Genomic DNA, 12,786 nt, shown 5'->3' with positions numbered 1-12,786 from the left:
AAACACTGCGCGGCAGCCAACCTGGCTGCCGTTTGCGATCTAAGGGCAGGGGTTAGGGTAGCGGTTAGCGATCTCATCAATACCAACAAGCACATCGTCACTCAGCGTCAGCTCCAAGCTATCGAGATTACTCTCTAGCTGTTTTAGCGTCGTGGCGCCAATGATGTTAGAGGCGACAAAAGGACGACTATTGACGAACGCGAGTGCCATTTGTGCCGGATCAAGACCATGGCGCTGGGCAAGATCGACATACTCTTGCGTGGCCTTTTGCCCTGACTCGGTAAAGTAGCGTGCGAAGCGTTGGTGCAGTGTACAACGGGCCCCTTTCGGGCGTGCGCCTTGCAAATATTTACCGCTCAACGCGCCAAACGCCAGCGGCGAGTAGGCGAGCAATTCCACCCCTTCATGATGACTGATTTCCGACAGGCCGACTTCAAAGGTGCGGTTAAGCAAATTATAAGGGTTCTGAATAGAAACGATACGCGTGAGGCCGTGCTTCTCTGCCAGATGCAAATAGCGCATCACGCCCCAAGGTGTTTCGTTTGAGACGCCGATATAACGAATTTTTCCTGCTTGGACGAGTTCATTCAGTGCATCCAGGGTATCGAGGATCGTGACCCCAGAGTGTTCATCTTGATACGGATAATTGAGCTTACCAAAACAGTTATTGTGCCGCTGTGGCCAGTGCACTTGATACAAATCGATATAGTCGGTTTTTAGTCGTGTCAGGCTATCTTCAACGGCTTGATGAATATGGCGTCGGTTAAGCGACATATTATCTCGGATATAGGGGACATTGCGTGGCCCCGCCACTTTGGTTGCGAGGATAACACGATCGCGCTTCCCGGACTTTTCTAACCAGCTGCCGATGTACTGTTCGGTTAATCCTTGTGTGGATTGGCTGGGGGGAACGGGATACATTTCTGCGGTATCAATAAAATTAACGCCCCGTTCAAAGGCAAGATCGAGCTGCGCATGGGCGTCAGCTTCACTATTTTGCTCACCAAATGTCATGGTGCCTAAGCACACTTTACTCACCTCTAGCGAGGAATGGGGCAAACGGTGGTATTGCATCCTTTCTCCTTGTCTGCAATCGACCTATGGCAGTCCATAGTAGAGAATTTTAAAAATGATCGAAAGCGGTTTAGCGGTGGCTTGACAGTTGGTTAAATATTGACCATTACTAAATGGATTGTCCGATCGTATCGGTCTGAGCGCGGTGTTATTGCTAGGCATGATGGACACGAGAAAGTGTAATCTAGAGGAAAGTCAGATGAACTATTCACAGCCCAAAGCATGGATGCGCGCGGATCCTCGCTCATGTCCACAATGTTATGTGATGGCACACGCAGGCGGCGCGAAATACTCGGTCGAAGTCGAAGTGAAGCATGAATTAGAGCCTTTACGCTCGGACCAAACCGGTGAGGTGATGCAATTTGATCATGTCGGACAAGTGGGAGAAAAACTTAAAGCGTTAGGGATTGAAGAGGGCGTACTGCGCTTGATGGATCCTTACGATGAGTTTGCCACGGGCGGAGAGCCAGGCTGTCGAGAAGACATGCCCATTCGTTTTTGATGGTTACCCTTAAAGCGATGGGGCTATCACGCATGCGGATCGACGCTTATTTCGGATCCACAAAGTAACGACGCAAGATCTGGTGGGTAAACTGGGTGCGTAAATAGAAGCCGCGCGGCAAGGTACGGATCGGCTCACCACTGGGGCCGAAAGCGTCGGTCAGGGCTTTACCGTTGGCCGCTTTGGGCCGTAGTTGGAGCGACTCACCTTGGCGGGCGGTGATTTCCGTCACGCGACCGAGAGCCACCCAATCCATTAACTCTTCCCAATCGGCGCGCAGTTGCGCTTCTTCCTCTTGGCTAGGAGACCATAATAATGGCGTGCCAATGCAGCGCTGTGATACCGGTATATCGCGTTCGCCTTCAACCGGCACCCACAAAACCCGTGATAGCTTTTGCCGCACATGACTATTTTCCCAGCGTATCCCCGCGATCCCAGTGAGTGGCGCCACACACACAAAGGTGGTTTCCAGTGGTTTTCCCTCACGGTTAACGGGAATGGTTTTTAGCTCAATACCTAAATGTGCGAAGTCTTGTTCGGGTTTGCTGCCCGCGTTGGCACCCAAACAGGTTTCGAGTAGCATGCCAATCCAGCCTTTCTCCCGTGTGAGTGACGCTGGACAAGGGATCGACAGTGTCTCGCTGACTTCGCCAAGGGTCAAACCAGCAAGGGCAAGCGCGCGTTCCATCAATATCTGCTCAGATGCGGGGGGCGGTGTCACTGTGTTGGGATCCTGCTCGTTAACGGATGAGCGTGCATTATCAAGAACTGCCGTATCGGCTGCAAGTGGATCCCATTTCGATGATCCTACTCTTTCTCCTCTGGTTATCCACAGAGGAGGGATGATTGATGGGATAGCTCACTCTCATGATCAAATATACAGTACATAAATCGCGGTAAAAATGTGAAAAATGGCGAACTTGGCGCTTTTTTGCGCTATCGGTGTGGATAATTTTCTTGTTGGTGGATCTTTGAGCGATCTGTGTTTATTTGATGATCATTCGATCCCGTAAAGGATCGTTTTGTTTTAGGTTTGTTTTAAATAAATGATTTTTAATGTTTTTTATGTTGATTTGGTTATTTTAAACACCATTGCAAGATCCTGAATCGTTCGATAAGTACACTTTTTCTTGGCTTCTTCACAAATCTATCCACAGAAAGCGTGAATAAATGTGCGCAAACTCTCATTGCTATGTTTATAACTTCCTGTTAGGGGTTAAGTTATCCTCAGATGACGACGAGTGCGCAAAAACAACGCTCAATCCACAATGTTTGTTTACCCTTTACCGCTTTTTGTGAAAAAATCAGGTTCAGTAGAGATTTACCATTGAGGTCGTCCAGTGATTGATGGCGATGGCTATCGTCCCAATGTGGGGATAGTAATTTGTAACGGCCACGGTCAAGTTCTCTGGGCTCGTCGATATGGTCAGCATTCGTGGCAGTTTCCACAAGGTGGCATCGATGAAGGGGAAAGCCCTGAACAAGCGATGTACCGGGAGTTGTACGAAGAGGTAGGTCTGACCAAGAAAGATGTACGCATCTTAGGGACCAGTCGACATTGGCTGCGCTATAAGTTACCCAAACGCTTGGTGCGCTGGGATTCTAAGCCCGTGTGCATTGGGCAAAAGCAGAAGTGGTTTTTGCTAAAACTTGAATGTGACGAGTCACGCGTCAATGTCTCGCGCGGAGGCACACCTGAATTTGATGGTTGGCGCTGGGTGAGTTATTGGTATCCAGTGCGGCAAGTGGTGGCGTTTAAGCGCGAGGTGTATCGGCGCGCGATGAAAGAGTTTGCGCCACTTGCGATGCCGTTTAAAGAACGCAAACCTCGACGTCGACATAAGCGAGGATAAGTGTAGAGGAGAAATCGGGTGCTCACGCAGTTACGACATATTGTGCAAAGTGTAGCGGCGTCTTCAGATCTTGAGCAGGCGTTACACACTTTAGTGCAACAAACCTGCGTGGCGATGCGTACCGAGTGCTGCTCCGTTTATCTTGCCAATGCCGAACACCAACAGTTCGAGCTGATGGCAACACAAGGCCTCGACCCTTGTGCACAAGTGTCGATGGCATTTGGCGAGGGGTTGGTCGGTGTGGTAGGTGAGCGCGCTGAGCCTTTAAATTTGGCGTATGCGCGTGAGCATCCTGCGTTCAAACCTTTCCCTTCCACCGGCGAGGATGCGTTTCAATCCTTTCTTGGCACGCCCATCATTTATCGCAAAAAGGTGTTGGGTGTGCTGGTGGTGCAGCAACACCAACCCCGCCAGTTTGATGAGAGCGAAGAGTCCTTTCTCGTGACCTTAGCCGCACAGCTGGCGGTGGTGTTTGCCCATGCCGATGCGCAAGGTGGCTGGCAGGGAGCCCCGTCACCGGTGTTACTGGAGGGAATGCCTGCGTCGCCGGGCATTGGCATCGCACAAGCTTGGTGTGATGACTCCCAACCGCGGCTTGAAGAGGTGGCGCCCGCTTGCCACCTAGATACACAAGGTGAACTCGATAGACTGGATGCGGCGATTGACGATGCCAGTACCGAGTTTCGTCGTCTGCGTAAACGCTTTGATAAAGAGCTACAAAAAGACGCGCTGGCGATTTTTGATTTGTTTGTTCATCTGCTTAACGATCCTATGCTGCGTGAAGATATGACGGTGCGGATCCAGCAGGGGGATGCCGCCACCTGGGCGGTAAGACAAACGGTTGAAGCCTTTTCTGCCCGTTTCGCCGCGATGGATGATCCTTACCTAAAAGCCCGTGCCGGCGATGTGAAAGAGTTAGGACAGCGGCTGCTTTACTTTTTAATCGCACCGGCGGGGAGTCCACCACCGGTTTCGACGCCCATTGTGCTGTTGGCGCGAGAGTTAACGGCGGGCATGTTAGCGTCAATTCCCCGCGCATTACTGACGGGTGTGGTCGCCGAAGAAGGGGCGGCGAACTCACACGCGGCTATCTTGGCACGTGCGTTGGGGATCCCGGCGGTAATGGGCGTCAGCTTTTCTCCCGCCAAGCTTCATCAAAAAACCGTGATCCTCGATGGCCACAAAGGGGTGTTGATGATCGAGCCCGCTGAGGCATTGATCAACGAATACCAGCACCTGGTGCAAGAAGAAGCGAGCCTGCAATCTACCTTTGAGAGCGCACTGGCGGCCCCGGGACAAACTCAGGATGGCACACGTGTTGAAGTGCATTTGAATGCCGGCTTAAGCGCGGATAGCCAAATTGCGATCAATCAAGGGGTTGATGGGGTTGGGCTCTTTCGTACGGAAGTCCCGTTTCTAATGCAGCGCCGTTTTCCCTCTGAAGACGAGCAGGTCAAACAATACCGTGCGATTCTTGCCAGTTATCCCGATAAACCTGTGGTGATGCGCACCTTGGATATTGGCGGCGATAAACCATTGCCCTATTTAAGTGTTGAAGAGGACAACCCGTTTTTAGGCTGGCGGGGGATCCGCTTTACCCTCGATCATCCAGATATCTTCTTAATTCAGGTACGTGCGATGTTACGTGCCAGTATCGGCCTCAATAATTTAAAGCTATTGTTACCCATGATCTCGGGACGTAACGAGCTACTGGAGGCAAAAGCGCTCATTAGCCGAGCTTATCAAGAGGTCAGCCAAGAGGCCCAGCACGCCGGGCAGAGTCTCAACATTCCTTTATTAGGGATCATGGTTGAGGTGCCTTCTATTTTATATCAGCTTGATAGCATTGCCCGAGATGTGGATTTTCTCTCAGTCGGCACCAATGATCTCACTCAATATCTATTAGCGGTTGATCGCAACAATGCGCGCGTAGCTGATATTTTTGATGCTTTGCATCCCTCGGTATTACACGCATTAGCGTCGATTGCCGCGGTGGGAACGCGTCATCAATTACCTGTCAGTGTGTGTGGTGAGCTAGCCGGCGATCCGGTGGGGGCCTCATTATTGGTGGGCTTGGGGTACCACCAACTGAGTATGAACACCCGCAACGTGGCCAAAATTAAATACTTGCTAAGCCGCTTACCCCATGAGCGCTTGGTCATGCAGGCCAATCAGGTGTTGACGCTGGATCACCCAAGCGAGATCCGCACCGCGACTGAAGCCTTTCTCGCCGCGCAAGGCTTAGAGGCGTTGGTCAAAATCGGACAAATGCGATGATCACCAGCTTAACCGTGCTGCTGTTTGTGGTGTGTATGCTGCTGGGGGCCTGTGTAGGGACTTTATCTGGCCTGCTGGGCATTGGTGGGGGCTTAGTCGTGGTGCCCGCTCTTACCTTCTTGCTTCCCGTGTTTGGTATTGCGCCCACTGTGGTGATGCCTATCGCGCTCGCCACCTCACTTGCCACCATTGTACTGACGTCAAGCGCCTCTGCTTGGCGCCATTTTCGTTTGGGAAATGTTCACCTTGAGGCGGTTAAAGCGCTCGTCCCTGGTATGATGCTGGGCGGCATCTTGGGGGCTGGGCTGGCGGATCGGCTACCTCACGACTGGTTGCCTCGCCTGTTTGGCGTGATAGTGCTTGCCATGGCACTACAAATGTCGCTCAATCGGCGTCCCTATCGCGCGCGCCCTTTACCGCATTGGCTGCGACTGTCCTTTGCGGGCACACTGATCGGGACACTCTCGAGCTTAGCGGGCATTGGGGGCGGCTCTTTTACCGTCCCATACCTGCATTGGCGCGGCGTCAGTATGCACCAAGCCATTGGCAGTGCCTCGGCGGGGGGCGCGGTGTTGGCGCTGGGTGGCATGGTAAGTTTTGTGTGGTTGGGCTGGCGTCAAACGGAACCCTTGCCCGCGCTCAGTGTCGGATATTTGTATTTGCCTGCGTTGCTCGGCGTCGTGTCAACGTCGGTGTGGATGACACGGGTCGGTGCCCAACTGGCGGTGAGGCTACCCACAGCGCAAATAAAACGTATTTTTGCCGTCTTTCTTGTTATCGTCGGCGTCAGCATGTTGTTGAAATAAAGGATCCCATTCATGGCCGAAGGCTACATTACCTTTCCGTCAATCGACCCCATCTTATTTGAACTTGGTCCGGTAGCCGTGCGTTGGTACGGCTTAATGTATTTACTGGGCTTTGTGTTCGCCTTATGGCTGGCGAATCATCGTGCGGCCAAACCGAATAGCGGTTGGAGCAAAGAAGAAGTCAGCGATCTCCTTTTTGCTGGCTTTTTGGGGGTCGTGCTCGGGGGACGCATTGGCTACGTCCTATTTTATCAATTTGATGCCTTTGTTGCCGATCCGCTGTTTTTATTCAAAGTGTGGACAGGTGGCATGTCCTTCCACGGGGGCTTGCTGGGTGTGATCACCGCCATGGTGTGGTACGCGCGTAAAACGCAGCGTCACTTTTTTACCGTCGCCGACTTTATCGCGCCGCTGGTACCCTTTGGACTGGGCGCAGGTCGCCTAGGGAATTTTATCAATGGTGAACTTTGGGGGCGGGTGACCGATGTCCCGTGGGCGATGGTATTCCCAAGTGGTGGCCCTTGGCCGCGGCACCCCTCACAGCTTTATGAGTTTGCGCTAGAAGGTGTCGCCCTGTTTATCATTCTCAACCTCTATATCAAAAAGCCGCGCCCGATGGGCGCAGTATCAGGGCTTTTCTTGACAGGCTACGGGACGTTCCGCTTTATTGTGGAGTATTTCCGTGAGCCTGATGCGCACCTAGGCTTGTTTGCCGGCATTTTCAGCATGGGGCAACTGTTGTCATTACCCATGATTATTGCGGGCGCCGTGATGATCGGATGGGCGTACCGTCGCCAACCCGCCAAGTGACCGAATAGCGCGAATCGGTTATAGTAAGTGAACCACCAAGGCACCTCAGCGGTGCCTTTTGTTCGTTTGGCCAATGATAGGAAACACTATGAAGCAGTATCAGGCTTTGATGCAGGATATTCTCGATAATGGGACGGATAGAGGGGATCGCACTGGCGTGGGAACACGGTCTGTGTTTGGTCGCCAGTTGCGCTTTGATCTTGCTGCTGGTTTTCCGCTACTGACTACCAAGAAACTCTACACGCGCGCCATTATCCATGAGCTTTTATGGTTTCTTAACGGCGATACTAACGTGCAGTATTTGCAAGATAATAAAGTGCGTATCTGGGATGAGTGGGCAACCGAAAGCGGTGATCTGGGGCCTGTGTATGGTGCGCAGTGGCGGTCTTGGGCGTGTCCTGATGGCTCGACCGTGGATCAAATCGAACAACTGATCGAGCAAATTAAAACGAAACCTCATTCACGTCGTCATATCATTACCGCTTGGAACCCTGCTGACTTGCCTGATGAGTCGATAAGCCCAACTGAGAACGCCGAACAAGGCAAGATGGCCTTAGCGCCTTGTCATTGTTTGTTCCAGTTCTATGTGGCCGATGGCAAGCTTTCCTGCCAGTTATATCAGCGCAGCGCCGATTACTTCTTGGGAGTGCCGTTTAACATTGCCAGCTATGCGCTTTTCACTCACATGATTGCGCAACAATGCGATTTAGCGGTGGGTGATTTTGTCCATACCTTTGGTGACGTGCATCTTTATCACAACCATTTAACCGACGAGATTGTTTACGAGCAACTTAAACGTGAACCACGTGCGCTGCCTCGCTTGGTGATCAAGCGTAAACCGGCGTCTATTTTCGATTATCAAATTGATGATTTTGAGATTGAAGGGTACGAGCCGCACCCAACGATTAAAGCACCGATCGCCATTTAGCCACCTTTTATCGGATTCACGCGTTATATCGCGACATCTTTATCTGGCTAACGTTTTATCTCCAATAAAAAACCACCGCACGGGCGGTGGTTTTTTTGTGCTTGGGCGGGAGGTCAACCCATCACTGTGACAACAGCACAATGCTTCCTGGCACAATCACAAAGACGAGGCTGATGTAAGCCAGTACCGCCGCTTTTGATTTGGCTGCTAATTGGCCTAACCAGTCGGCCCCTTTGAGCGGCAATTCACGCAAGAACGGAATACCGAAGATAAGTGCCGTCGCCAAGATGTTGAAGCTTAAGTGCACTAACGCGATTTGGAGGGCAAAGACCGCGAACTCACCGGTAACCGCCGTGGCGGCGAGTAGGGCGGTAATACAAGTCCCAATGTTGGCGCCTAAGGTGAATGGGTAGATGTCACGGACTTTCAGCACCCCTGAGCCGACCAGCGGCACCATTAAGCTGGTGGTTGTCGATGAAGACTGCACCAGAACAGTGACCACAGAGCCTGAGAAAATACCGTGCAGTGGACCACGACCAATCGCGTTTTTCAGCATGTCTTTGGCACGACCGACCATCAGCTTTTTCATCACTTTGCCCATGATGGTAATCGCAATCACGATGGCAGCAATCCCCATGACAATCATGATAGCGCCACCAATGTTACCAGGCAGGGCGGCTTCAAGCGGTGATTGCACCGCGTTAACCACGGGTTTTGTCAGCGGCTTAACAAAGTTCAACCCTTTAATGCTCATGTCACTGGCTTGCGTCAGCGGTGAAACCAACCACTCGGAAATCTTGTTCAGCAAACCGAACGCCATCTCTAATGGCAGGAAGATAGCCACGGCGAACAGGTTGAAGAAATCATGAACGGTGGCGCAGCTAAATGCGCGACTGAACTCCACCTTACAGCGGGCATGACCAAGGCTGACGATGGTGTTGGTGACCGAGGTGCCTACGTTCGCCCCCATGACCATCGGAATGGCCGCTTCAACGGGGAGGCCACCCGCGACTAAGCCAACTATAATTGAGGTGACTGTACTTGACGATTGGATCAATGCGGTAGCAACAATACCAATCATTAAGCCAGCTACGGGATGAGAGGCAAACGCAAAGAGCGTCTTAGCTTCGTCGCCGACGGCCCATTTAAAGCCGCTTCCTACCATGGCAACGGCCACCAGTAGGAGGTAAAGCATGACGGCAAGCTTGGTCCAACGGAACCAATTTGAGGAGCTCTGGGTTGCCTCTACCGCTGTAGCATGGGGAGTCATAAGATATCTCCGTGACAGTTCGATGTCAGTTTAGTGTCAAAGCAAAAATCTGCGGCGATAGTAAGAAGGTAATATTTCAGAAATATGACACAAATACTGCAGTGGTTTGAAAATCCGATCTGGACGAGGTTATCAGTGGAATTCGCGTCAGTTAGCTTGCTGATTTTAAGTATTATTTGTGCCCGTTCGGTGCCGTAAAAAAATCCGCGTAAAAAAATGTAACAGGCGCGCGCTCGATGGCACTATGCTAGAAGCAGGGCGGTTAACAAGGTAAAAAAAGATTAGACTGCGAATAAATCAATAGTAAGTTAGTTTTCATATCGGTTTTCCCGATGTTTACTATCAGAACAAACGATTTTTCTAAAAGTGGTCTGGCTGACTAGACTACGGAAATCCACTTTTTTTGTATGGAGTGCTTAAATGACTGATGTCATTCGTCAGTTTCTGAAAATGGAATCCGCAGGAGGTATTGTGCTGATTATTGCGGCGGTATTGGCGATGTTCGTAGCGAACTCGGATCTACAGCCTTTATATGACAGCACCCTTCATACCTATATAGCCGGTTTATCGGTTGGTCATTGGATCAACGACGGCTTGATGGTGATTTTTTTCCTGCTGATTGGTTTGGAAGTGAAGCGTGAGTTGGTGCAAGGTGCCTTAAACTCGAAAGATAAAGCGACCTTCCCGGCGGTCGCCGCCATTGGGGGTATGCTCGCACCCGCATTGGTTTACCTCGCCTTTAACTGGGGCGATCCACTCGCGGTATCGGGATGGGCGATCCCGGCTGCGACCGATATTGCCTTTGCCCTCGGCGTCTTAGCATTGCTGGGTAATCGTGTCCCTTTGGCGTTAAAGGTCTTCTTGCTCGCGTTAGCGATTATTGACGATCTTGGCGTAATAGTGATCATTGCACTGTTCTACAGCAGTGATTTGTCTGTGGTTGCTTTAGCGGGCGCATTTGCGGCTACCTTGGTCTTGGTGGCGATGAATATGCGCAAAGTCACCAGTATCACTGCCTATGTGGTGGTCGGCTTGCTGCTGTGGTTCAGTGTTCTACAGTCAGGTGTTCACGCGACCCTTGCCGGTGTGGTGCTTGGTTTTGCTATCCCACTTAAGGGGAAAACGGATGATGACCCATCACCGTTGAAAAAAATGGAGCACGCCCTGCATCCTTATGTGTCGTATTTGATCCTGCCTATCTTCGCCTTTGCCAATGCCGGGGTGTCTTTGGATGGCGTCTCTTTGTCCAACTTAACTGAAATGTTGCCGTTAGGTATTGCATTGGGTCTGCTGATTGGTAAGCCTTTGGGGATCTTTAGCTTTAGCTGGGCAGCGGTGAAGCTTGGCATTGCTAAATTACCAGCACGTGTGAATTTTACCCATATCTTCGCGGTGTCAGTGCTTTGTGGTATTGGCTTTACCATGTCGATTTTTATCTCGTCACTGGCCTTTGTCGGTGTGAATGGCGAGTTCGTCACACTCTCTCGTCTGGGGATCTTGATAGGATCAACCTTGGCCGCGGTGATTGGTTATGCGGTCTTGCACTTTGCATTGCCCCCAGCCAGCGCGCTTGCTGATGAACAAGGAGACGAGTATGAAGAAGGCGACACTAGCATTGATTACTAGCCTGGTTGCCGTCTCTGGCGCTGCCATGGCGGCGAACCAAGAGATGTACTGCCACGGAGAAAAAGATAACAGCGACGTGTGCCAAGCCTACCTAGCGGGCGTGGCAGATGGAAAAGCAATGACGGCCTCATTGAATGACAAAGACCAAAGCGAAAATGGGTCGAGCTTTTCAGAGCGTGCATTGGAGCATCGTGCCGGAGAGCGGGTGAGAAAGCCGCTTGATAAAGACGATGTAAAAGACTAAAACGAGCGTGAAGCTTGAAGGCGCCAGAGGGGCAGCGTAAGCTGCCCCTCTGGCGTTTTTTTATCAATCAGCATGGCTCACCTAAACTACAATCACCTCTATTATTTCTGGATGGTCTGCAAGCAAGGTTCGATCACCCAAGGGGCGGACAAACTTTGTTTAACACCACAAACCGTGACAGGGCAAATCCGAGCGTTGGAACAGCGCTTAAATGGCAAGCTGACTAAACGCAATGGCCGTTATGTCGAGCCCACTGAGCTGGGCCAACTCGTGTTTCAATATGCGGACCGTATGTTTGGCTTGAGTTATGAGATGCTAGATATTGTTAACTATAGCCAACAAGAAAACATCTTATTTGATGTAGGCGTGGCCGATGCTTTATCTAAGCGTCTAATAAGTCAAATCTTGCTTCACGCTATCCCGAACGATAATGCTATCCACCTACGTTGTTTTGAATCGACGCACGAGATGCTACTCGAACAGCTCTCTCAGCATAAATTGGATATGATCCTGTCCGACTGTCCGGTCGACTCGACGCAACAGGCCGGGTTATTTAGCGTCAAGCTTGGTGAGAGTAGCATGAGTTTGTATTCCTCTAATCCTGCTGAGCCCCCCGATGTGCCGTTACCTATCCGTCTGGCTACGCAAAAGATATTGATGCCGAGTAAAGCTACCGCCATGGGGCGAAAACTCACCCAATGGTTTGATCAACAAGGGATAGTACCCAATATACTGGGTGAGTTTGATGACTCTGCACTGATGAAAGCTTTTGGCATTAGTCATCAGGCACTATTCATTGCGCCCACCACGTATGCTGAAGAAGTGACCCGGTTGGGACAGGCAGTGCAAATTGTTGAGCTGAGCGCGGTTAAAGAAGAATACTATGTGATATTCGCTGAGCGGATGATCCAGCACCCAGCGGTCAAGCGGATTTGTGAGGCAGATTACAGTCGCTTATTTGTTTAGTTACAAGCTGACATAAAGATCGTGCTAGACTCACGGCAATGAGTATTAATCAATGATGGAAGTTGAATGGATTTAGCCCGTATGCAGCAGAATGGGCCGAAGGCGGTAAACTTGCTCAAGGCCATGGCTAACGAGAAACGCCTATTCATTCTGTGTTATTTATTGCAAGGAGAGTTGTCGGTGGGGCAGCTCGTGGATCGCGTGCCTCTAAGCCAGTCGGCGCTGTCTCAACACCTTGCTTGGCTTCGCAAAGATGGCCTGGTGGCCACGCGTAAAGAAGCGCAAACCGTGTATTACTCGCTAAAAAGTGATGAAGTCGAGGCGGTTATCCAGTTACTACATGATCTGTATTGTAAGGAAACCGTGGATTCACCCAATCCTTAAGCCATAAAAAAACCGGCCGAGGCCGGTTTTTTTTATCTCTTTGCAA

The 12,786-nt window shown here is 51.0% G+C and carries 13 protein-coding genes; 10 read left to right on the top strand and 3 right to left on the bottom strand.

Translation table 11 applies throughout. The features are described from left to right. Positions 1-39: 39 nt before the first annotated feature. Complete coding sequence (locus tag FCN78_RS10880; protein WP_077659587.1) at positions 40-1,074, bottom strand: NADP(H)-dependent aldo-keto reductase; 1,035 nt, start codon at positions 1,072-1,074, stop codon at positions 40-42. A 199-nt stretch (positions 1,075-1,273) separates the two neighbouring features. Between FCN78_RS10880 and FCN78_RS10875 the strand changes: the two genes are divergently transcribed. Beyond that, positions 1,274-1,576: a DUF6482 family protein gene (locus FCN78_RS10875; protein WP_077659586.1), complete on the top strand. Its 303-nt coding sequence runs from the start codon at positions 1,274-1,276 to the stop codon at positions 1,574-1,576. 46 nt (positions 1,577-1,622) lie between these two features. On the opposite strand, the gene mutH is transcribed toward FCN78_RS10875, so the two are convergent. Next, complete coding sequence (gene mutH, locus FCN78_RS10870; RefSeq protein WP_069362111.1) at positions 1,623-2,297, bottom strand: DNA mismatch repair endonuclease MutH; 675 nt, start codon at positions 2,295-2,297, stop codon at positions 1,623-1,625. Between the two features lie 619 nt (positions 2,298-2,916). Here mutH and rppH point away from each other — a divergent pair. The 5 genes from rppH (at position 2,917) to FCN78_RS10845 (ending at position 8,250) form a co-directional block, all read left to right on the top strand. Further along, positions 2,917-3,429 (top strand): RNA pyrophosphohydrolase, encoded by a 513-nt coding sequence (gene rppH / locus FCN78_RS10865; RefSeq protein ID WP_046075090.1) that lies wholly within the window; start codon positions 2,917-2,919, stop codon positions 3,427-3,429. Positions 3,430-3,447: 18 nt separating this feature from the next. After that, positions 3,448-5,706, top strand: coding sequence for a phosphoenolpyruvate--protein phosphotransferase (gene ptsP, locus FCN78_RS10860; RefSeq protein ID WP_077659585.1), 2,259 nt, complete (start codon positions 3,448-3,450; stop codon positions 5,704-5,706). Beyond that, positions 5,706-6,512, top strand: a complete 807-nt coding sequence (locus FCN78_RS10855) for a sulfite exporter TauE/SafE family protein (protein WP_106406592.1) — start codon at positions 5,706-5,708, stop codon at positions 6,510-6,512. Before ptsP ends, FCN78_RS10855 begins: the two co-directional genes overlap by 1 nt. Positions 6,513-6,524: 12 nt before the next feature. Beyond that, positions 6,525-7,322 carry a prolipoprotein diacylglyceryl transferase gene (lgt, locus tag FCN78_RS10850; protein ID WP_077659584.1) on the top strand — a complete coding sequence of 266 codons (798 nt, stop codon included), beginning with the start codon at positions 6,525-6,527 and terminating at the stop codon, positions 7,320-7,322. A gap of 88 nt (positions 7,323-7,410) precedes the next feature. Continuing rightward, on the top strand, positions 7,411-8,250 hold the full coding sequence (locus tag FCN78_RS10845; RefSeq protein ID WP_077659583.1) for a thymidylate synthase: 840 nt from the start codon (positions 7,411-7,413) through the stop codon (positions 8,248-8,250). Positions 8,251-8,371: 121 nt separating this feature from the next. Here the strand turns inward: FCN78_RS10845 and FCN78_RS10840 are convergent, their stop codons facing one another. Then, complete coding sequence (locus tag FCN78_RS10840; protein ID WP_069362116.1) at positions 8,372-9,520, bottom strand: Na/Pi symporter; 1,149 nt, start codon at positions 9,518-9,520, stop codon at positions 8,372-8,374. 420 nt (positions 9,521-9,940) lie between these two features. Here FCN78_RS10840 and nhaA point away from each other — a divergent pair, with 420 nt between their 5' ends. From nhaA to FCN78_RS10820, 4 genes are all read left to right on the top strand, one after another. Next, positions 9,941-11,146, top strand: coding sequence for a Na+/H+ antiporter NhaA (nhaA, locus tag FCN78_RS10835; RefSeq protein WP_077458697.1), 1,206 nt, complete (start codon positions 9,941-9,943; stop codon positions 11,144-11,146). Next, positions 11,115-11,390: a hypothetical protein gene (locus FCN78_RS10830; protein WP_069362118.1), complete on the top strand. Its 276-nt coding sequence runs from the start codon at positions 11,115-11,117 to the stop codon at positions 11,388-11,390. Before nhaA ends, FCN78_RS10830 begins: the two co-directional genes overlap by 32 nt. A gap of 72 nt (positions 11,391-11,462) precedes the next feature. Next, positions 11,463-12,356 carry a transcriptional activator NhaR gene (nhaR, locus tag FCN78_RS10825; RefSeq protein ID WP_046075098.1) on the top strand — a complete coding sequence of 298 codons (894 nt, stop codon included), beginning with the start codon at positions 11,463-11,465 and terminating at the stop codon, positions 12,354-12,356. Between the two features lie 66 nt (positions 12,357-12,422). Next, positions 12,423-12,740, top strand: coding sequence for an ArsR/SmtB family transcription factor (locus tag FCN78_RS10820; protein ID WP_069362119.1), 318 nt, complete (start codon positions 12,423-12,425; stop codon positions 12,738-12,740). Positions 12,741-12,786 lie beyond the last annotated feature (46 nt).

The sequence above is a fragment of the Salinivibrio kushneri genome, assembly GCF_005280275.1.
GTDB classification, from domain to species: domain Bacteria; phylum Pseudomonadota; class Gammaproteobacteria; order Enterobacterales; family Vibrionaceae; genus Salinivibrio; species Salinivibrio kushneri.
The sequence above is the reverse complement of the archived record's forward strand: the minus strand, read 5'-3'. Positions and strand labels throughout refer to the sequence as shown.

Coding starts and splice junctions, on each gene's coding strand:
- FCN78_RS10880 (WP_077659587.1), bottom strand. CDS start 1,074: ATGCAATACCACCGTTTGCCCCATTCCTCGCTAGAGGTGAGTAAAGTG.
- lgt (WP_077659584.1), top strand. CDS start 6,525: ATGGCCGAAGGCTACATTACCTTTCCGTCAATCGACCCCATCTTATTT.
- nhaA (WP_077458697.1), top strand. CDS start 9,941: ATGACTGATGTCATTCGTCAGTTTCTGAAAATGGAATCCGCAGGAGGT.
- FCN78_RS10845 (WP_077659583.1), top strand. CDS start 7,411: ATGAAGCAGTATCAGGCTTTGATGCAGGATATTCTCGATAATGGGACG.
- FCN78_RS10830 (WP_069362118.1), top strand. CDS start 11,115: ATGAAGAAGGCGACACTAGCATTGATTACTAGCCTGGTTGCCGTCTCT.
- FCN78_RS10840 (WP_069362116.1), bottom strand. CDS start 9,520: ATGACTCCCCATGCTACAGCGGTAGAGGCAACCCAGAGCTCCTCAAAT.
- FCN78_RS10875 (WP_077659586.1), top strand. CDS start 1,274: ATGAACTATTCACAGCCCAAAGCATGGATGCGCGCGGATCCTCGCTCA.
- FCN78_RS10820 (WP_069362119.1), top strand. CDS start 12,423: ATGGATTTAGCCCGTATGCAGCAGAATGGGCCGAAGGCGGTAAACTTG.
- nhaR (WP_046075098.1), top strand. CDS start 11,463: ATGGCTCACCTAAACTACAATCACCTCTATTATTTCTGGATGGTCTGC.